Here is an 18,633-nt window from a genome sequence, read left to right on the forward strand (position 1 = left end):
CCTCATTCCTGATGCCGGCGACTGAGCGGCACCTACTCCGAACCCGACGGCTCAGAACTACAACGACAACTTCGTACTGACGTACTGGATTCAATTATTACAGGTCGGGTCAGGACACCTTTTCGGCGGCCCGGACCCGAGCCTCGGCGCGCCGGACCTGCTCCTGCTCGTCGGCACTGTCGGTGCCGGCGGCCTGAGCCTGCTCGAGGGCGCGCTTGGCCTCCTCGAGATCGATGTCGTGACCCATCTCGGCGTTCTCGGCCAGGATCGACACGCGGTCGTTCGCGACCGAGAGGAAGCCGTCCGGCGCGGCCGCGACGAAGTACTCGTCGTCGACGGTCCGCACCTGGACGGTGCCGCCCTGCAGCAGTCCGAGCAGCGGGGCGTGGCCCGGGAGGATGCCGACGTCGCCGTCGGTGGTGCGGGCGATGACGATCTTCGCCTGCCCCTCCCAGACCACCCGCTCGGCCGCGACCAGCGCGACCTCGAGGTGCTTGCCGCTGTCGTCAGCCATCAGAGTTCCTTCTGGAGCTCAGCCCAACGCCGCTCGACGTCGTCCAGCGACCCGACGTTGAAGAAGGCCTGCTCGGCGATGTGGTCGCACTCGCCCTCGGTGATCTTCTTGAACGACTCGATGGTGTCCTTCAGCGGCACCGTCGAACCCGGGGTGTTGGTGAACTTCTCCGCCATGTAGGTGTTCTGCGACAGGAACTGCTCGATCCGGCGCGCCCGGGCGACGGTGATCTTGTCCTCTTCGGACAGTTCGTCGACACCCAGGATGGCGATGATGTCCTGCAGTTCCTTGTTCTTCTGCAGGATCTGCTTGACCCGGACGGCCACGTCGTAGTGCTCCTGGCCGATGTACTGCGGGTCGAGGATCCGCGACGTCGAGGTCAGCGGGTCCACGGCCGGGTACAGACCACGCGACGCGATGTCACGCGACAGCTCGGTGGTCGCGTCCAGGTGCGCGAACGTGGTGGCCGGCGCCGGGTCGGTGTAGTCGTCGGCGGGCACGTAGATCGCCTGCATCGAGGTGATCGAGTGACCGCGCGTCGAGGTGATCCGCTCCTGCAGCACGCCCATCTCGTCGGCCAGGTTCGGCTGGTAACCCACCGCGGACGGCATCCGGCCGAGCAGCGTGGAGACCTCCGAACCCGCCTGGGTGAACCGGAAGATGTTGTCGATGAAGAGCAGCACGTCCTGCTCCTTGACGTCGCGGAAGTACTCCGCCATCGTCAGCGCCGACAGCGCGACCCGCAGCCGGGTGCCCGGCGGCTCGTCCATCTGACCGAAGACCAGCGCGGTGTCCTTGAAGACACCGGCGTCCTCCATCTCGTGGATCAGGTCGTTGCCCTCACGGGTGCGCTCACCCACGCCGGCGAACACCGAGGTGCCACCGAAGTTGTGCGCGATCCGGTAGATCATCTCCTGGATCATGACGGTCTTGCCGACACCCGCACCGCCGAACAGGCCGATCTTGCCACCCTGCACGTACGGCGTGAGCAGGTCCAGCACCTTGATGCCGGTCTCCAGCATCTCGGTCTTGGACTCGAGCTGGTCGAAGGCCGGCGCCTGCCGGTGGATCGGCCAGCGCTCGGTGATCTCGAACTCCGACTCGTCCTGGTTCAGGCACTTGCCGGTGACCGACCAGACCCGGCCCTTGGTGACGTCGCCGACCGGCACGGAGATCGCCGCACCGGTGTCGCGCACCTCGGTACCGCGGACCAGGCCGTCGGTGGGCTTCATCGAGATCGCCCGGATGATGTTGTCGCCGACGTGCAGCGCGACCTCGAGGGTGATCGTCTGGGTGACGTCGCCCAGGGTGATGTCCACCTCGAGCGCGTTGTACATCTCCGGCATCTGGTCCGCGGGGAACTCGATGTCGACGACCGGGCCGATCACCCGGGCGACGCGACCGACGCCGCGGGCGCCCGCCTCGTTGTTGTTCTCGGTAACCGTGGCAGTCATCTCTCTCACTCGCTCCCGGCGTTCGCATCGGCCAGCGCGCCAGCGCCGCCGACGATCTCGCTGATTTCTTGGGTAATTTGAGCCTGGCGCGCCTGGTTGGCCTCACGCGTCAGGCGCTCGATCAGGTCCTGCGCGTTGTCGGTGGCCGACTTCATCGCGCGCTGCCGGCTGGCCAGCTCGGACGCGGCCGCCTGCAGCATGCAGTAGTGGATCCGGCTGGCGACGTACTTGGGCAGCAGCCCGTCGAGCACGTCCTCGGCGGACGGCTCGAACTCGTACAGCGGCAGTACGTCGTCCGCGGCCGGCGCTTCCTCGCCCTCGACGACCTCCAGCGGCAGCAGCCGGATCACGTCCGGCCGCTGGGTCAGCATCGACACGAACCGGGTGAAGACGATGTGGATCTCGTCCACGCCGCCCTCCTCGGTCGGGGTCAGGAAGGCCTCGATCAGCGCGTCGGCGACCTCCCGGGCCCGGGCGAACGACGGCGCGTCGGAGTCACCGCTCCACGACTGCGCGACCTCGCGCTGCCGGAAGGTGTAGTAGGCGATGCCCTTGCGGCCGCTGAGGAACGGCACGATCTCCTTGCCGTCCTCGCGCAACAGCTGGTGCAGGCGCTCGCCTTCCCGGATGACCGAGGAGGAGTACGCGCCGGCCTGGCCGCGGTCGGAGGTGATCAACAGGACCGCGGCCCGCTTCGGGTTCGGCTTCTCGGTGGTCAGCGGGTGGTCGACGTTCGAGAACGTCGCCACCGCCGATACGGCACGGGTGAGCTCACGCGCGTACGGACCGGCCGCCTGGGCGCGTTGCTGCGCCTTGACGATCCGGGACGCCGCGATGAGCTCCATCGCGCGGGTGAGCTTCTTGATCGTCGTGACCGAGGCCCGGCGTTCGCGAAGTTCCCGCAGACTGGCTGGCATGGGTTGATCAGCCCCGCTTCTGCCGGACGATCTGCTCCTGCTCGACGTTCTCTTCGTCCATCGCCTCGGCCTCCTCACGGCCGGCCAGCAGCGCACCGCCGGAGGTCTGGAAGGTGGGCTTGAACGAGTCCAGCGCCGACACGACGGCCTGCTGGGCGTCGTCCTCGAACAGGTTGGACTCCCGGATGCCGTCGAGCACCTTGGTCTCGCGCCGCAGGTAGTCCAGGAACTCGCGCTCGAACCGCAGCACGTCCTCGACCGGTACGTCGTCGAACTTGCCGGTGGTGCCGGCCCAGATCGACACGACCTGCTCCTCGACCGGGTACGGCGAGTACTGCGGCTGACGGAGCAGCTCGACCAGACGCTGACCGCGGTCCAGCTGGCGGCGCGAGGTGGCGTCGAGGTCGGAGGCGAACATCGCGAACGCCTCCATCGCGCGGAACTGCGCCAGGTCCAGCTTCAGCGAACCCGAGACCTTCTTCATCGCCTTGACCTGCGCGGCGCCGCCGACCCGGGACACCGAGATACCGACGTCGATGGCGGGGCGGATGTTGGCGTTGAACAGGTCCGACTGCAGGAAGATCTGGCCGTCGGTGATCGAGATGACGTTGGTCGGGATGAAGGCCGAGACGTCGTTGGCCTTGGTCTCGATCATCGGCAGACCGGTCATCGAACCGCCGCCGAGCTCGTCGGACAGCTTCGCGCAGCGCTCGAGCAGCCGGCTGTGCAGGTAGAAGACGTCACCCGGGTAGGCCTCACGGCCCGGCGGGCGGCGCAGCAGCAGCGACATCGAGCGGTACGCCTCGGCCTGCTTGGTCAGGTCGTCGAACACGATCAGGACGTGCTTGCCCTGGTACATCCAGTGCTGGCCGATGGCCGAACCGGTGTACGGCGCGACGTACTTGAAGCCGGCCGGGTCGGAGGCCGGGGAGGCCACGATGGTGGTGTACTCCATCGCGCCGGCCTCTTCGAGCGCGCCGCGCACCGAGGCGATCGTCGAGCCCTTCTGACCGATCGCGACGTAGATGCAGCGAACCTGCTTGCTCGGGTCGCCGGACTCCCAGTTGGCCTTCTGGTTGATGATCGTGTCGACCGCGATCGCCGTCTTGCCGGTCTTGCGGTCGCCGATGATCAGCTGCCGCTGACCCCGGCCGATCGGGATCATGCCGTCGATCGCCTTGATGCCGGTCTGCAGCGGCTCGCGGACCTCCTGGCGGTCCATCACGCCGGCCGCCTGCAGCTCCAGCGCGCGGGTGCCGTCCAGGTTGGTGATCTCGCCCAGACCGTCGATCGGCTTGCCCATCGGGTTGACGACCCGGCCGAGGTAACCGTCACCGACCGGCACCGACAGGACCTGACCGGTCCGGCGGACCTGCTGGCCCTCTTCGATACCGCTGAACTCGCCGAGGACGACGACGCCGATGTCGCGGACGTCGAGGTTCAGGGCGATGCCCTGGGTGCCGTCCTCGAACTCGAGCAGCTCGTTGGTCATGGCCGAGGGCAGGCCCTCGACGTGCGCGATGCCGTCTCCGGCGTCGACAACGGTGCCGACCTCTTCGCGGGTCGCCGTCTCCGGCTCGTAGCTGGAGACGAAGCGATCCAGGGCGTCCCGGATCTCCTCCGGCCTGATCGTGAGCTCCGCCATTTGCTTCCCTGCTTCCTTGACCTTGCTTGGCCTGTTGTTGGCTCTAAAGGCTTTGCCGACCCTTAGCGCCTGCTATGTCGTTAAAGGTCAGCCCGCGATGCGCCGTTGCGCCTCGTCGAGCCGGGCCGCGATCGTTCCGTCGATCACTTCGTCGCCGATGTCCACCCGGACGCCGCCGACGACGCTGGGGTCAACGATGACGTTCAGCTGGATCTGGCGACCGTACTGCCGGCCGAGCAGCTCGGCCAGCCGGCCGCGCTCGGCCTCGGTCAGGTCGGTGGCCGCCCGGACCGTGGCGATGCTGGCCTGGCGCCGCGCCGCGGCGGCGACCTGGTAGGCCCGCAGCGAGGCCGCGAAGCTGCGTCCCCGCCCGTCCACCGCACGCTCGGCCAGCCGCACGGTCACGGCGTCGGCCTTGCCCTGCAGCAGACCGTGGATCAGTTCCTGCCGCGGAGCGAGCGGAATGCTCCGGTCGCTCAGCTTGTCGGCCAGCACCCGCTCGACCGCGACCACGCGGTCCAGCCGGAACAGCTGGTCCTCGAGCTCGTCGAGGCTGCCCTGCTGGTCGGCGTACGCGACCTCGGCCTGGACGCTCAGGTCGTCCAGCGCGTTGGCCAGGTCACGGCTGCTGACCCAGCGGCCCGCGACCGCGGCGGTCAGGATCTCCAGTGTCTGCGCGGAGACCTTTCCGTCGAACAGTTGCCGGACCAGGCCGGTCCGGCCCTCGGCCGACCGGGCCGGGTCGGTCAGCGCCCGGCGCAGCGCACCGTTGGTGTCGAGCACCTTCGCCACCGAGAACAGCTCGGCACCGAGGCTCTCGGTGACGGCGGCACCCGCCAGGGCCTGCTCGGCCCGGGCGAGTGACTCCTTCGACGCGCCGCGCATCAGCCGTCCGTTCCGACAGCCTGACGGGCCGAGTCGCTCGACTCCAGCTCCGCCAGGAAGCGCTCGACCGTACGACGCTGACGCGCCTCGTCCTCGAGCGACTCACCGACGATCCGGCCGGCCAGCGACGTGGCCATCGAGCCGACCTCGCCGCGCAGCGACGCCACGGCCTGGGCCCGCTCGGCCTCGATCTGGGTCCGGGCGTGGGTGACGATGCGCTCGGCCTCGACGTTCGCCTGCTCGCGCATCTCCGCGATGATCTGCGCACCCTGCTCGCGCGCGTCCTCGCGGATCTTCGCAGCTTCCTGCCGGGCCTCGGCCAGCTGCGCGTTGTACTTGTCGAGCGCCGCCTTCGCCTCGGCCTGGGCCTGCTTGGCCTCGTTCATCCCGCCTTCGATCGCCGCGGTCCGGTCGGCGTACGCCTTCTCGAACTTGGGTACGACGACCTTGGCGAAGGCGATGGCCAGCAGGATCAGGAAGACGAGGCCGAAGATGATCTCGGCCGTGTGCGGCATCAGCGGGCTCGGGCCTTCGCCGGCCTCGCTGAGCGGTAGCACTAACGTCATCATGTCTGAATCCTGTCAGTCAGGGATGGTGGATCAGGCTGAACGGAAGACGAAGGCGAGCGCGATACCGATGATCGCCAGAACCTCGGTCACGCCGAAGCCGATCCAGGCGATCGACTGCAGCTTGCTCTGCGCCTCGGGCTGACGCGCGGTGCCGTTGATGACAGCGGCGAAGATCAGGCCGACGCCGACGCCCGGGCCGATCGCGGCAAGGCCGTAACCGAGGACGGCGATGTTGCCGGAGATCTCGAGAGCGTTCATTGCAGTGTGTTCCTTTCGGTACGGATAGGAGCTATCCGGGTTTCCGTTGCTACGGGATCTGGGGGACGCCGATCAGTGTTCGTCGGCGATCGCGCTGCCGATGTACTGCGCGGTCAGCACGACGAAGATGTAGGCCTGGATGCACTGGACGAACAGCTCCAGCCCGGCGATCGCGAGGCCCATCAGGAGGGTGAGGATGCCGACGCCGCCGAGCGCGATGCTGCCCGAGTGCAGCAGCATGTACTCGCCGCCGAGCACGAACACCAGCAGCAGGATGTGGCCGGCGAACATGTTCGCGAACAGCCGCAGGCTCAGCGAGACCGGCCGGACCAGGATGTTGGAGATGAACTCGATCGGGATCATCAGCGGCATCAGCCAGCCCGGCACGCCGGCGGGCATCGTCTGGTGCTTGAAGTAGCCCAGCAGGCCCTTCTTCTTGATCCCCACCGCGTTGTAGATGATCCAGCTCAGCGCGGCCGCCGCGTAGGCCCAGCCGATGTGGCTGAACGTCGGGAACTGGATGAACGGGATCGACGCGGCGACGTTGTTCAGCAGGATGAAGAAGAACAGGCCGAGCAGGAAGGGCACGTACTTCATGTGCTCGGAGCTGCCGATCGCGTCGCGGGCGATCGAGTTGCGGACGAAGTTGTAGCCGAGCTCGCCGGCGAATTGCAGCTTGCTCGGCACGACCGCGGCCTTGCGGGAAGCACCCCAGAAGAACCAGATGATGACGATCACCGACAGCGCCGCCACCAGGACGGGCTTGGTGAACCACTCCACGCCCGAGAAGATGGGCGGCAGCTGGAAGTCTTCTGGACCGGGTGGGTTGAACTCGGTCGAAACGCCGGCGATCACCGGGTCTCCTCTCGCGTCGTGCTCAAGTCGTTCGCCATGTGGCTGGGGGCAGGGCGGCTCAGGGCAAGGCGGTCAACAACGTCAGACCCGGCAGAGCTCAGGAGCGCCCGTACCGGAAGTGCAACAGCGCAATCGTGAGTCCGGCTCCGAGGACGATGCCCACCGGAAGCAGGAACTGGGTGCCCAGCCAGCGATCCAACCCGAAGCCGATGCCCCCGTACACCAGGACACCGCCGATCAGGTAGGACAGGACCCGCCAGCCGTCGCCCGAGGTGTCGGGTGTCGGCTTCGGATCGGGTTGCTGGCTCATCGGCACCCGAAAGGTACCAGTCGGCGACACGCCGGGTCACATCGGCACCCGTGCGGTGCGCCACACCCGGTGTCACGGTTGGGAAACGGCTTACCTGAGCACTACGCACGGTGCTCATGCCGTCACCTCGTGGTCCAGGTCGTAGATCGGGACGCGCAGCCGCGACCAGGCCCAGATCTCGCCGGCCATCCAGCCCATCACGACCACCATCGCGCTGATCCCCAGCGCGGTGAGGTTGACGTTGGCGGCCAGGCTCTCGGAGTTCAGCGCGACGGCCAGCAGGCCGCCGAAGACCGCGATCCGGCCGGTGTAGGACGCCATCGCGATGCCGAGCTGGGCGGTCGGGCTGGCCCGCCGCGACAGGTGCAGCGCGTACAGCCCGAGGCCGGAGAAGACCATCACCATCAGCAGTCCGAGCAGCGCTCCCCACAGGCCTTCGAGGCCGGCGGCAACGGTCGCGATGGCGGCCGCGTTCACACCGACGACGACCGCCGCGGCGGCTGCGCCGCGCAACATCGCCAGCGCCGGGTGCCGAATGGCCTGTCCGGCTTGCCGGGGACTTCCTTGGGGAGCCATCTGGTGGTTCCGTCCTGCTGGCGACCGGGATTCTTGCCCTCGGTCGTCGGGTGGGCGGGGTCAGGGGTCACGCTGTTCTTCGCTGGTGCTTGTGAAAACTAGCACAAAGTCTGTCGGGTCAGCAAAACGAGCGTCCCTGCCGCTGTACACGCACACCTTATCGGTAGCCCACATCGGCCACTGGTCTGGTCCCCGGTCGGCCGGCTCAGACCTTCGCCAGCTTGCGGCTGGATCGGCCCGGCAGACCGGTGGTGAGCACGATCGCGGTGACCGTTGCGGCCACCACGATGAGCACCGTCCACCAGTCCAGCAACAGGCCCAGGACGACCACCCCGAAGGCGATCAGCGCCGTCCAGAGGTACATCAGCAGCACGGCCCGGCGGTGCGAGTGGCCGCGCTGCATCAGCCGGTGGTGCAGGTGCAGCTTGTCCGCGGCGAACGGCGAGCGGCCGGCCTTGGTACGGCGTACGTAGGCCATCGTCAGGTCGAGGGCCGGGATCGCCAGCACCGCGATCGGCAGGACCAGCGGGAGCAGCGCGGGCAGCAGGCTCGAGCCGCCGACCTCGTACGGCACGGCGTTCGGGTCCATCTGGCCGGTCAGGCTGATCGTCGAGGCGGCCAGCATCAGGCCGATCAGCAACGAGCCGGAGTCGCCCATGAACACCCTGGCGGGGAAGAAGTTGTGCGGCAGGAATCCCAGACAGGCGCCGGCCAGCGCGACGGTGATCAGCGTCGAGGTGGTGGCGCGGTCGAGGTTCTGCTCGACGTTCAGCAGGTACGAGTAGGTGAAGAAGGCGCCGGCGCCGATCGTCGTGACGCCCGCGGCCAGGCCGTCCAGGCCGTCGACGAAGTTCACCGCGTTGCAGGAGACCAGCAGGATGCCCGCCGTGACCACGGCGAGCTGGGCCGGTGGCGGCGACAGGATGCCGCCGGGCAGCGGGAGCCAGTACAACTGGATGCCCTGGACGATCATCACGCCGACGGCCAGCACCATGCCGGCCAGCTTGGTGATCGGGTCCAGCTCGTACAGGTCGTCGATCACGCCGACCGCGCAGATCACCACGCCGCCGATCAGGATCGCCCGGGCGTCGTGCGCGACCTGCAGGCTGTCACCGAGGAACGGCAGGCTGGAGGCGACCAGGTAGCCCGCGATCAGGCCGCCGAGGATCGAGACGCCGCCGAAGTACGGGATCGGGACCTTGTGCACGTCCCGCGCCCGGACCTTGGCGACCGCGCCGTAGCGCAGCGCGATCTTGCGGGCCAGTCCGGTCAGCAGGAAGGTCGTGGCCATCGCCACGAACATGACGAGCAGGTACTCGCGCACTAGTCCGCAGGCCTCACATCGGTCGCCTTGGAGTCGGCCGGAACACCCGGCTCTTCCTTGGACGCCTCGGCGGCGGCTTCGGTTGGCTCGTCCTGGACGGCCGCGTCGGCGGGCTTGTCCTGAGGCGCCTGCTCGGCCGGCTCGTCCTGGACGTCGTCCTTCGGCTCCAGGTCCGTGGTCGCCTCGGGCACGATCTTGCGGATCTGCCGCATCGACAGCGCACCGATCCGGACGACGTGCGGAACCTCGCCGGTCAGGTCGACGATCGTCGAGGGCTGTCCCCCGGTCACCTCGCCGCCGTCCAGGTAGACCGCGACCGACTCGGCCAGCTGCTCCTCCGCGTCGTACACGTCGAGGGCGGCCGGCTGCCCGCTGCGGTTGGCCGAGCTGACCGCGAGCGGTCCGGTCCGCGACAGCAGTTCGCGGGTGTTCTCGTGGTCGGGAACACGCAGCGCGACCGTGCCGTGGGTGTCGCCGAGGTCCCACATCAGCGAACCCTGCGCGTGGCAGATCACCGTCAGCGGTCCCGGCCAGAACTCCTCGCACAGCTTCCGGCCGGCCTCCGGTACGTCGGTCGCCAGCGCGTCCAGCGACTCGACCACCGAGATCAGCACCGGCGGCGGCATGTCCCGGCCCCGGCCCTTGGCGTCCAGCAGGCGCTGGACGGCGTCGGCCTTGAAGGCGTCCGCGGCCAGTCCGTACACGGTGTCGGTCGGCAGTACGACCAGGTCACCGGCCTCGATCGCGTCCACGGCCGCGCGGTAGGCCGGCGCCAGTTCGTCTCCGGTGAAGTCAAAGCGCTCGCTCACGAGTGAATCGTGCCACTGGTGTGGTTGCGAACCCGCATCGGGGCTCGCCCGCGGGAAGCTGACACTCGAATGTCAGGAACCGCCAACACCGCCCCAGACGGCGGGACTTTCCTCCTAAGATCCCCGCCATGACTGCGTCCCGCGACTTCCTCACCGGCCTGCCGAAGGCCGAACTGCACGTCCACCACGTCGGGTCCGCGTCGCCGCGGATCGTCGCCGAGCTGGCCGCGCGGCACCCGGGCTCGCCGGTTCCGGCCGACCCGGCCGCGCTGGCGGAGTACTTCACCTTCACCGACTTCGCGAAGTTCGTCGAGGTCTACCTGACCGTCGTCGACCTGATCACGACCCCGGACGACGTCCGGCTGCTCACCTACGAGATCGCCCGCGAGATGGCGGCGCACAACATCCGCTACTCCGAGCTGACCGTCACGCCGTACACGTCGGTGATCCGCGGGATCGCCGCGGAGGCGTTCTGCGAGGCGATCGAGGACGCCCGGACCGCGGCCGAGAAGGAGCTCGGCGTGACGCTGCGCTGGATCTTCGACATCCCCGGCGAGGCCGGGCTGCCGGCCGCCGAGGAGACGCTGCGGATCGCGACCAAGATCCGTCCCGACGGGCTGGTCGCGTTCGGCCTGGGCGGGCCGGAGATCGGCGTGCCGCGACCGCAGTTCGCGCCGTACTTCGACCAGGCCCGGGCCGCCGGTCTGCACAGCGTGCCGCACGCGGGCGAGACGACCGGGCCGGAGACCATCTGGGACGCGCTGCGCGTGCTGAAGGCCGAGCGGATCGGCCACGGCACGTCGGCGATGCAGGACCCGGAGCTGGTCGCGTACCTGGCCGAGCACCGGATCCCGCTCGAGGTCAGCCCCACCTCGAACCTGGCCACCCAGGCCGTCCGCTCGTACGCCGAACACCCGCTGCCCGCGATGGTCGAGGCCGGCCTGGTCGTCACGATCAACACCGACGACCCGCCCATGTTCGGCACCGACATCACCAACGAGTACGCCGTCGCGACGGAGCTGCTCGACCTCGACGAGGCCGGCGCCGCCGAGCTGGCCCGGACCGCCGTCCGGGTCTCCTTCGCCGACCAGCCCGTCAAGGACAAGCTGCTCGCCGAGATCGACGCGTACGTCGCTCGCTGAGGCATCCCTCGTAGTGTCCGAAGGCCCGAGCGCTATAGCGCTCGGGTCCTCGGATGCGCGGGGTCGGTCAGGCCGGCTGCAGCTGCCATCGCTGGTTCGCGGCGCCGGTGAACGGTTGCTGCGTCACCTGTTGGTTGCCTCCGGCATCGGTCACGGCGAGCCCGGTCAGCGTGTTGAGGATGCCGTAGATCTCCCCACCGAGCGGGTACAGCGTCCAGCGCATGCCGTCCTGCCCGTTGCAGGTGTACTGCAGGACCGCCGTACCGGGTGTGGTGCCGCTGTAGGCGCTGTCGGCGCACTTGCCGCTGTTGACGTTCTGCAGCTGCCAGCCTGTCCAGTACTGGAACCGCCACTGCTGACTGGTGGCACCGGTCCGCGCCAGGCGACCGACGTACGCGAGGTCGGCACTCGAGGCCTCGATGACGCCGAGCGCACCCCCGGTCGCCGGATTGACGAACTCGACGACCTGCCCGTGCCGTGGCCCCGGCCGGGCGTCCGGCACGGCGCTCTTGATCAGCCAGTCGCTGTTGGCGATGTTCCAGTGGGTGGCCAGATAGCTGCCGGCCGGTGGGGCGGTGCTGAAGTAGTCGTCCTTGTTGCAGTCCAGCAACCGGTCGCTGTCCTTCTCGGGGCAGACGACCTCCGTGCCGGTGCCGTAGCACATCAGATCCCACTCGTCGTTGCAATGGCCGTTGAAGTGCGGCGCGGTGCTCTGGACCGCACCGAACGTGTGCCCGAGCTCGTGGGCCGCCGCATTGAAGCCCCAGCAGTTCGCCTTGGCGTCGACCCGGGCGTAGCCGGTGTTGCGGTTGTTGGCGTTGTCCGGGCCGGGCCGGTCGTCGCCGTACACGGTGCCGAGGCCGCAGCTCTTCCGGCTGTCGGCGAAGATCAGGTACTTGCGGTTCGGGTCCTTGTGGTTGAGCTTCTGCAGGGCGTTGACCATCGAGTCCCAGCTGTCGAGGCCACCGGCCGGCAGCACCACCTCCTGGACCTGGATTCGGCAGCCGTCACCGGCGGCCTCGGTCACGAAGCGAACGTGCCGGCTGCCCCCGGTCTGGGCCGCACTGTCGTTGTACGCCGCGTCGATCTCGTGCGACCAGGCCCGGAACGACGGCAGGAACAGCCGCAGCCGCGACGCCTGCTGAGCCTCCCGCGCGTACATCACTTGGACCCGCTTGCCGCTCCGGCCGTCACCGTCGCAGACGACGGGATGCGCGGCGATCGTCGCTGCGGCGACGCTCGCCTTCAGTGGCTTCGCCTCGGCCTGCGGGCTCGCACCGGGCAGCACCTCCGGACCCCGCGTGCACTGGTCAGTGCCAGGCAGTACGACGCGGTGCAGCCCCGCGCAGAGCTCGGCCTCGGACAGCGGAGGCTTCGCGGAGGCAGGGCCGGAGACCGGGAAGGCCGTCACGGCCAGGACAGCAGCCACTCCCAGCTTGGTCAGGAGGGACATCAGCACGCTCCTCGGCGGGGAGTCACGGACGGCGACACCGCGGTCACAGTACGCCAGAAGTCATCCTGCGTGACACCCCGGTTCACAGGCCAGAACTGTCAGCGTGGCGAAATCTCGGCGATGACACGCCACGACCTCACTCTGTCGGTTGCCCGTGGTTGTCTTGACCGGTGCGCAAGCTACCCCTTCTGAGTACAACGGCGGTCCTGCTGGGACTGCTGGCCGGTTGCACCGACGATCCGGCCGGCGCCGGCCCGAGCCCGTCCAAGCCACCCGCTTCCGGCTCCCCGAGCGCGACGGTGACTGGTTCCCCCGAACCGTCCGCCCCCGCCGCGGGCGAGCTGCCGCGCGGTGGGCGCACGATCTTTCCCCAGCACCAGCTCGTCGGGTACGTCGGACTGCCCGGCTCCCCCGCGCTCGGCCCGCTCGACAAGAACATCGACGCCAAGGCCGCCCAGCTGGAAAAGCTCGCCACGTCGTACGCCGGTGGCCGCAAGCCGTTGCCGGTGATGGAGCTGATCGTCGTGATCGCCAACGGGCACGCGGGCCGCGACGGCCAGTACCGCAGCCGGCTCAGCGACGACAAGATCCAGCCCTACTTGGACACCGCGCGCAAGCACAAGATGCTGCTCCTGCTCGACGTCCAGCCCGGCCGCGCCGACAGCCTGAGCGAGATCAAGCGGCTGGAGAAGTGGCTCAAGGAGCCGGACGTCGGGCTGTCGTTCGACCCCGAGTGGGCGGTCGGTCCGGGCCAGGTCCCCGGCCGCGTCTTCGGCCGTACGACGGGCGCCGAGCTGACCTCGATCGCGGCGTACCTGTCGGCCCTGGTGCAGGCCAACAACCTGCCGGAGAAGGTCTTCGTCTTCCACCAGCTGTCCTCGCGCATCCTCAGCAACGAGAAGGCGTTCAAGCAGCAGCCCGGCGTCGTCACGATCAAGTCCGTCGACGGCATCGGCAATCGCGCCGACAAGGAAGCCACCTGGCGCAAGCTGACGCCGACGATGGCGCCCGGGGTGCACGCCGGCTTCAAGCTGTTCTACGAGGAAGACACCCGGCACGGCCCGCTGATGACCCCGGCCCAGGTGATGGCGCTCAAGCCGCGCCCGGAGTTCGTCGTCTACGAGTAGGGCTGAGACATGCCCCTAGACCCGGCGGCCGGTCGCGAAGCGGTGGCGGCCGGCCAGGTCGAGCTGGTCGCGGACCTCGGTGAACTGGCCGGTCGCCGCGAAGACGGCCGGGGCGGACTCGCCCTGGACGTCGGCGTGCTCGCAGCCGAACCAGCCGCCGGGCTTGAGCAGCCGGGCGGCGGTCGCGGCGACGACCTTGATCTCGTCCAGGCCGTCGTCACCCGACCACAGCGCGAGCGCCGGGTCGTGGTCGCGGACCTCGGCCGTCACGGACTCCCAGGCGGTCAACGGGATGTACGGCGGGTTGGCGATCACCGCGTCGACCTGGCCGTCGAGTTCGGGCAGGCAGCCGTCGATGTCGCCCTCGTGCAGCGTCGCGCCCGTGCCGGCGAGGTTGCGGCGGGCCCACACGCACGCCTCCGGGGACAGCTCGACTGCGTGCACAATGCTGTCCGGCCGCTCGGTCGCGACCGCGCCGGCGATGGCCCCGGATCCGCTGCACAGGTCGACGACCAGCGGCGCCTCGACGTCCTTGAGCCGGTCGAGCATCCAGCCGACCAGCACCTCGGTCTCGGGCCGCGGGACGAACACACCGGGCCCGACCACCAGCTCCCGGTAGCGGAAGGCCGCCGTACCGGTCAGGTGCTGGAGGGGTTCGCGCTGCGCGCGGCGCTCCACCAGTACGTCGTACCGCTCGCGCTGCTCGGGCGAGATGTCGGCCAGGCCGAGCTGGAGCCGGGTGACGCCCGCCACGAAGGCGAGCAGCTCGGCGGCGTCGTACTCGGGTGAGGCGACACCGGCGTCGGTGAGGCGCTCGGTGGCGGCGGCGATCAGCTGGCGAGCGTTCACTGGTGGGACTCGACGGCTTCCAGCCGGGCGGACATGTCGGCGTCGGTCAGCGCCTGGATCACCGGCGCGAGATCGCCGCCGAGGACCTGGTCCAGGTTGTGCGCCTTGTAGCCGACCCGGTGGTCGGAGAAGCGGTTCTCCGGGAAGTTGTAGGTGCGGATCCGCTCCGACCGGTCGACCGTGCGGATCTGCAGCCGCCGCGCGTCGGAGGCCTCCTGGTCGGCCGCTTCCTGGGCCGCGGCGAGCAGCCGGGAGCGCAGCACGCGCATCGCCTGCTCGCGGTTCTGCAGCTGGGACTTCTCGTTCTGCATCGAGACCACGATGCCGGTCGGCAGGTGGGTGATCCGGACCGCCGAGTCGGTCGTGTTCACGCTCTGGCCGCCCGGACCCGACGAGCGGAACACGTCGATCCGCAGGTCGTTCTGGTCGATCTCGACGTCGACGTCCTCGGCCTCCGGCAGCACCAGCACCCCGGCGGCGCTGGTGTGGATCCGGCCCTGCGACTCGGTCACCGGCACCCGCTGGACCCGGTGCACGCCACCCTCGAACTTCAGCTTCGCGTACGGCGCCTCGCCCGGCTCGGGCGTGCCCTTGGCCTTCACCGCGACGGTGATCGACTTGTAGCCGCCCAGGTCGGACTCGGCCGAGTCGAGCACCTCGGTCTTCCAGTTCTGCGACTCGGCGTATTTGAGGTACATCTTCAGCAGGTCGCCGGCGAACAGGGCCGACTCGTCGCCGCCCTCGCCGGCCTTGATCTCGAGGATCGCGTCCTTGTCGTCGCTCGGGTCACGCGGCACCAGCAGCATCCGCAGCTTCTCGGTCAGCTCGTCGTGCCGCGCGGTCAGCTTGACCGCCTCGTCGGCGAACGCCGGGTCCTCGGCCGCGAGCTCCTGGGCCGCCTCGATGTCGTCGGCGGTCTGCAACCACTCGTCGTACGCGCGCACGACGGGCGCGAGCGCGGCGTACCGCTTGCCCACCCGGCGGGCGTTGGCCTGGTCGGAGTGCAGATCGGGGTCCGACATCTGCCGTTCCAGCTCGGCGTACTCCGCCTTGAGCGTCTGTACCGCTTCGAACACCTGTCACTCCTTCCAGAACTTTGGGTGGGAACACAAACCGCGCGCCGGTCCGCGGACCCCGAGAGGTCGCGAACCGGCGCGCGGTGAGACAGCTACTTCTTGGCGTACCGCTTCTCGAAGCGGGCGACCCGGCCACCGGTGTCGAGGATCTTCTGCTTGCCGGTGTAGAACGGGTGGCACTGCGAGCAGACGTCGGCGTGAATCGAGCCGTTCTCCGCCGTGGAGCGCGTCTGGAACGTCGCGCCACAGGTACAGGTCACCGTGGTGTCGACGTAGGTCGGGTGAATGTCGCTCTTCATGGATCTCCTAGGTCTCAGGCGTCCCGGGTCGCCCGCACGGTGCTGACGTGAACCGGAACCTAGACAAGTCTGCCATCTGGGGGTTTGGCGGGACAAACCGGGGCTGTCGGTACGACCGGCGGCGGGCGGGGGTTGCCGGGCGGGACAGCAGTCGGCCCGGGAGGTGCGGTGCACTCCCGGGCCGGACTGGTGTTGTTGCTAGTTGCCGTCGTCGGTGGAGCGGCCGCCGGCGGACGGGGTGGTTTTGTTGACCTGGAGCAGGAACTCGATGTTCGACTTGCTCTCCTTGAGCTTGCCGATCAGGAGTTCGAGTGCGGCCTGGCCGTCGAGGGCGGACAGGACGCGGCGGAGCTTCCAGACGACCTGGGTCTCGTCCTTGCTCATCAGGAGCTCCTCGCGGCGGGTGCCGGAGGCGACGACGTCGATCGCGGGGAAGATCCGGCGGTCGGCGAACTCGCGGCGCAGCCGCAGCTCCATGTTGCCGGTGCCCTTGAACTCCTCGAAGATGACCTCGTCCATCTTGGAGCCGGTCTCGATCAGGGCCGTGGCCAGGATCGTCAGCGAACCGCCGTCCTCGATGTTGCGGGCCGCACCGAAGAATCGCTTCGGCGGGTACAGCGCCGAGGAGTCGACACCACCGGACAGGATCCGGCCGCTGGCCGGTGCCGCGATGTTGTACGCCCGGCCCAGGCGGGTGATCGAGTCGAGCAGCACGACGACGTCGTGGCCCAGCTCGACCAGGCGCTTGGCCCGCTCGATCGCCAGCTCGGCGACTGTGGTGTGGTCGTCGGCCGGACGGTCGAAGGTCGAGGCGATGACCTCACCCTTGACCGTGCGCTGCATGTCGGTGACCTCTTCGGGCCGCTCGTCGACCAGCACGACCATCAGGTGCACTTCGGGGTTGTTCGTGGTGATCGCGTTCGCCAGCGCCTGCAGCACCATCGTCTTGCCGGCCTTCGGCGGCGACACGATCAGACCACGCTGACCCTTGCCGATCGGGCTGACGATGTCGACGATCCGGGTGGTCAGGATGTTCGACTCGGTCTCGAGCCGCAGCCGCTCGGTCGCGTACAGCGGGGTCAGCTTGTTGAAGTCCTGCCGCTGCTTGGCGATCTCCGGGTCCGACCCGTTCACGGTGTCGATCCGGACCAGCGGGTTGAACTTCTCCTTGCGCTCACCGTCGGACGGCTGCTTCACCGCACCGGTGATCGCGTCGCCCTTGCGCAGGCCGTAGCGCTTGACCATCGACAGCGCGACGTACACGTCGTTCGGGCCCGGCAGGTAGCCGCTGGTCCGGACGAACGCGTAGTTGTCGAGCACGTCGAGGATGCCGGCCGCGGGGACCAGTACGTCGTCCTCGCTGATCGTCGGCTCCGGGTCGAACCGCTCGCCGCGGCCCCGGTTGCGGCCGGCGTCCCGCCCGCCGTCGCGGCCGTCGCGGTTGCGGTCCCGGTCGCGGCCCCGGCGGCGACGACGCCGGCCGTCCCCGTCCTGGTCGTCGATCCGGCTGTCGGTGCGGCCGTCACCCCGGCCGTCGGTGCGGTTGTCGCGACCGTCGCGGCCGTCGGCGCGGTTGCGCTGGTTCTGGTCGCGGCCGCCGTCGCGGTTCTGCTGGCCGTCGCGGTTCTGGCCCTCGCGGCCGTCACGCCCGCCGTCGCGACCCTGCTGGCCGTCGCGACCCTCACGGCTCTGCTGGCCCTCGCGACCCTGCTGGCCGTCACGACCCTCGCGGCTCTGCTGGCCCTCGCGGCTCTGCTGAGCGTCGCGGCCCTCACGGGTCTGGCCGTCGCGGTTCTGGTTGTCCCGGTTGCGGGTGCGCTCGCGACCACCGTCGCGACCGCGCTCCTCGGACCGGCCCTCACGCTCGTCGGCACGCTCAGCGGTCCCGGCCGACGCCGTCGCGGCGCCGTTCTGGGCAGCACCGCGGTCGGCGACCTGCGGCTCGGCGGCACCGCGGTCAGCGACCTGCGGCGCGCTCTCGGCGGCGACCTGCGGCGCGGCAGCCTGCGGCGCGCTGTCGGCGTTCGGGGTCCCGGCGGAAGTCACGGCCGGGGCCGGCGTCGAGGCCGCCCCGTTCTGCTCGGCGGCCGTCTCGGCCGCGGCGGCGCGGGCCCGGCGACTGCCGCCCTCGCGCACCGGAGTCTCGGCCGGAGCGCGCTTGGCACGCGTCACCGCCGGCTGCTCCGTGGCCGCCTCGTCCAGCGTCGGCTGCGTCGACCGCGCGCGGCTCGCGCCACCGGTTGAGCTGCCGGCCTGGGCGGCCTTGATCGCCTCGATCAGCTGGCCCTTGCGCAGCGCGCCGGTGCCCTTGATGCCGAGCGTCCCGGCGAGCTGCTTCAGCTCGGGGAGCAGCATGCCTTCGAGGCCGCCTCCGGTCTTGCGGCGCCGCGTGCTCGCGCTCGCTTCGGGCGCCGAAGCACCGTTGGAGGCTTCAACAGTTTCTGTCACGTGAGGTCCTTCCCACACGGATGAACGATGTCCTGACAGGCGCATCGCCCGGAATCATCACCCACGGCCGGCGGACGGCGACGCGGGTACAAGAGGTTCTCGCTGGATCCGGTCCCCCGGAAT

General features: G+C 69.4%; 19 protein-coding genes. 2 read left to right on the forward strand and 17 right to left on the reverse strand.

Going from position 1 to position 18,633, the window contains the following annotated elements; all coding sequences use genetic code 11:
• Positions 1-109: 109 nt before the first annotated feature.
• The 12 genes from ACQPXM_RS29490 to ACQPXM_RS29545 all read right to left on the reverse strand — a co-directional run bounded on the left by ACQPXM_RS29490 (position 110) and on the right by ACQPXM_RS29545 (position 10,116).
• Positions 110-514 carry a F0F1 ATP synthase subunit epsilon gene (locus ACQPXM_RS29490; protein ID WP_432939461.1) on the reverse strand — a complete coding sequence of 135 codons (405 nt, stop codon included), beginning with the start codon at positions 512-514 and terminating at the stop codon, positions 110-112.
• Entirely contained in the window at positions 514-1,968 is a 1,455-nt protein-coding gene (atpD, locus tag ACQPXM_RS29495) for a F0F1 ATP synthase subunit beta (RefSeq protein WP_432939463.1), read from the reverse strand. Before atpD ends, ACQPXM_RS29490 begins: the two co-directional genes overlap by 1 nt.
• 5 nt (positions 1,969-1,973) lie before the next feature.
• Positions 1,974-2,885, reverse strand: a complete 912-nt coding sequence (locus tag ACQPXM_RS29500; RefSeq protein WP_432939466.1) for a F0F1 ATP synthase subunit gamma — start codon at positions 2,883-2,885, stop codon at positions 1,974-1,976.
• Positions 2,886-2,892: 7 nt separating this feature from the next.
• Positions 2,893-4,530, reverse strand: a complete 1,638-nt coding sequence (atpA, locus tag ACQPXM_RS29505) for a F0F1 ATP synthase subunit alpha (RefSeq protein ID WP_432939468.1) — start codon at positions 4,528-4,530, stop codon at positions 2,893-2,895.
• An 87-nt stretch (positions 4,531-4,617) separates the two neighbouring features.
• Positions 4,618-5,415, reverse strand: coding sequence for a F0F1 ATP synthase subunit delta (locus ACQPXM_RS29510; protein ID WP_432939471.1), 798 nt, complete (start codon positions 5,413-5,415; stop codon positions 4,618-4,620).
• Complete coding sequence (locus ACQPXM_RS29515) at positions 5,415-5,984, reverse strand: F0F1 ATP synthase subunit B (RefSeq protein WP_432939473.1); 570 nt, start codon at positions 5,982-5,984, stop codon at positions 5,415-5,417. Before ACQPXM_RS29515 ends, ACQPXM_RS29510 begins: the two co-directional genes overlap by 1 nt.
• Positions 5,985-6,014: 30 nt before the next feature.
• Positions 6,015-6,242 (reverse strand): ATP synthase F0 subunit C, encoded by a 228-nt coding sequence (atpE, locus tag ACQPXM_RS29520; protein WP_077015855.1) that lies wholly within the window; start codon positions 6,240-6,242, stop codon positions 6,015-6,017.
• Positions 6,243-6,314: 72 nt separating this feature from the next.
• Positions 6,315-7,097, reverse strand: coding sequence for a F0F1 ATP synthase subunit A (atpB, locus tag ACQPXM_RS29525; protein ID WP_432939476.1), 783 nt, complete (start codon positions 7,095-7,097; stop codon positions 6,315-6,317).
• A 97-nt stretch (positions 7,098-7,194) separates the two neighbouring features.
• Entirely contained in the window at positions 7,195-7,407 is a 213-nt protein-coding gene (locus tag ACQPXM_RS29530; protein ID WP_432939479.1) for an AtpZ/AtpI family protein, read from the reverse strand.
• A 114-nt stretch (positions 7,408-7,521) separates the two neighbouring features.
• Positions 7,522-7,983 carry a hypothetical protein gene (locus ACQPXM_RS29535; protein WP_432939482.1) on the reverse strand — a complete coding sequence of 154 codons (462 nt, stop codon included), beginning with the start codon at positions 7,981-7,983 and terminating at the stop codon, positions 7,522-7,524.
• Between the two features lie 205 nt (positions 7,984-8,188).
• Positions 8,189-9,307 (reverse strand): glycosyltransferase family 4 protein, encoded by a 1,119-nt coding sequence (locus ACQPXM_RS29540; RefSeq protein WP_432939485.1) that lies wholly within the window; start codon positions 9,305-9,307, stop codon positions 8,189-8,191.
• A complete protein-coding gene (locus ACQPXM_RS29545; RefSeq protein WP_432939488.1) occupies positions 9,307-10,116 on the reverse strand; it encodes an L-threonylcarbamoyladenylate synthase in 810 nt (269 codons plus the stop codon). Before ACQPXM_RS29545 ends, ACQPXM_RS29540 begins: the two co-directional genes overlap by 1 nt.
• A gap of 128 nt (positions 10,117-10,244) precedes the next feature.
• Here ACQPXM_RS29545 and ACQPXM_RS29550 point away from each other — a divergent pair, with 128 nt between their 5' ends.
• Positions 10,245-11,258, forward strand: coding sequence for an adenosine deaminase (locus tag ACQPXM_RS29550; protein WP_432939490.1), 1,014 nt, complete (start codon positions 10,245-10,247; stop codon positions 11,256-11,258).
• A gap of 67 nt (positions 11,259-11,325) precedes the next feature.
• Here the strand turns inward: ACQPXM_RS29550 and ACQPXM_RS29555 are convergent, their stop codons facing one another.
• Positions 11,326-12,711 (reverse strand): RICIN domain-containing protein, encoded by a 1,386-nt coding sequence (locus ACQPXM_RS29555; RefSeq protein WP_432939492.1) that lies wholly within the window; start codon positions 12,709-12,711, stop codon positions 11,326-11,328.
• A 170-nt stretch (positions 12,712-12,881) separates the two neighbouring features.
• On the opposite strand from ACQPXM_RS29555, the gene ACQPXM_RS29560 reads away from it, so the two are divergent.
• Positions 12,882-13,838 carry a hypothetical protein gene (locus ACQPXM_RS29560; RefSeq protein ID WP_432939495.1) on the forward strand — a complete coding sequence of 319 codons (957 nt, stop codon included), beginning with the start codon at positions 12,882-12,884 and terminating at the stop codon, positions 13,836-13,838.
• Between the two features lie 15 nt (positions 13,839-13,853).
• On the opposite strand, the gene prmC is transcribed toward ACQPXM_RS29560, so the two are convergent.
• The 4 genes from prmC to rho form a co-directional block, all read right to left on the reverse strand.
• Entirely contained in the window at positions 13,854-14,687 is an 834-nt protein-coding gene (gene prmC, locus ACQPXM_RS29565; RefSeq protein WP_432939498.1) for a peptide chain release factor N(5)-glutamine methyltransferase, read from the reverse strand.
• Complete coding sequence (prfA, locus tag ACQPXM_RS29570; RefSeq protein WP_432939501.1) at positions 14,684-15,763, reverse strand: peptide chain release factor 1; 1,080 nt, start codon at positions 15,761-15,763, stop codon at positions 14,684-14,686. The genes prmC and prfA overlap by 4 nt, the downstream gene beginning before the upstream one ends.
• A gap of 92 nt (positions 15,764-15,855) precedes the next feature.
• Complete coding sequence (rpmE, locus tag ACQPXM_RS29575) at positions 15,856-16,062, reverse strand: 50S ribosomal protein L31 (protein ID WP_077015846.1); 207 nt, start codon at positions 16,060-16,062, stop codon at positions 15,856-15,858.
• A 198-nt stretch (positions 16,063-16,260) separates the two neighbouring features.
• Positions 16,261-18,510 carry a transcription termination factor Rho gene (gene rho / locus ACQPXM_RS29580; RefSeq protein WP_432939504.1) on the reverse strand — a complete coding sequence of 750 codons (2,250 nt, stop codon included), beginning with the start codon at positions 18,508-18,510 and terminating at the stop codon, positions 16,261-16,263.
• Positions 18,511-18,633 lie beyond the last annotated feature (123 nt).

The sequence above is a fragment of the Kribbella sp. CA-253562 genome, assembly GCF_050942265.1.
Classification (GTDB): Bacteria; Actinomycetota; Actinomycetes; order Propionibacteriales; family Kribbellaceae; genus Kribbella.

Excerpts from the sequence above, each read along its gene's own strand:
- atpA (WP_432939468.1), bottom strand. The coding sequence starts at position 4,530 with ATGGCGGAGCTCACGATCAGGCCGGAGGAGATCCGGGACGCCCTGGAT.
- ACQPXM_RS29530 (WP_432939479.1), bottom strand. The coding sequence starts at position 7,407 with ATGAGCCAGCAACCCGATCCGAAGCCGACACCCGACACCTCGGGCGAC.
- atpE (WP_077015855.1), bottom strand. The coding sequence starts at position 6,242 with ATGAACGCTCTCGAGATCTCCGGCAACATCGCCGTCCTCGGTTACGGC.
- ACQPXM_RS29535 (WP_432939482.1), bottom strand. The coding sequence starts at position 7,983 with ATGGCTCCCCAAGGAAGTCCCCGGCAAGCCGGACAGGCCATTCGGCAC.
- ACQPXM_RS29550 (WP_432939490.1), top strand. The coding sequence starts at position 10,245 with ATGACTGCGTCCCGCGACTTCCTCACCGGCCTGCCGAAGGCCGAACTG.
- ACQPXM_RS29515 (WP_432939473.1), bottom strand. The coding sequence starts at position 5,984 with ATGATGACGTTAGTGCTACCGCTCAGCGAGGCCGGCGAAGGCCCGAGC.
- atpD (WP_432939463.1), bottom strand. The coding sequence starts at position 1,968 with ATGACTGCCACGGTTACCGAGAACAACAACGAGGCGGGCGCCCGCGGC.
- ACQPXM_RS29510 (WP_432939471.1), bottom strand. The coding sequence starts at position 5,415 with ATGCGCGGCGCGTCGAAGGAGTCACTCGCCCGGGCCGAGCAGGCCCTG.
- ACQPXM_RS29500 (WP_432939466.1), bottom strand. The coding sequence starts at position 2,885 with ATGCCAGCCAGTCTGCGGGAACTTCGCGAACGCCGGGCCTCGGTCACG.
- ACQPXM_RS29555 (WP_432939492.1), bottom strand. The coding sequence starts at position 12,711 with ATGTCCCTCCTGACCAAGCTGGGAGTGGCTGCTGTCCTGGCCGTGACG.
- ACQPXM_RS29490 (WP_432939461.1), bottom strand. The coding sequence starts at position 514 with ATGGCTGACGACAGCGGCAAGCACCTCGAGGTCGCGCTGGTCGCGGCC.
- rpmE (WP_077015846.1), bottom strand. The coding sequence starts at position 16,062 with ATGAAGAGCGACATTCACCCGACCTACGTCGACACCACGGTGACCTGT.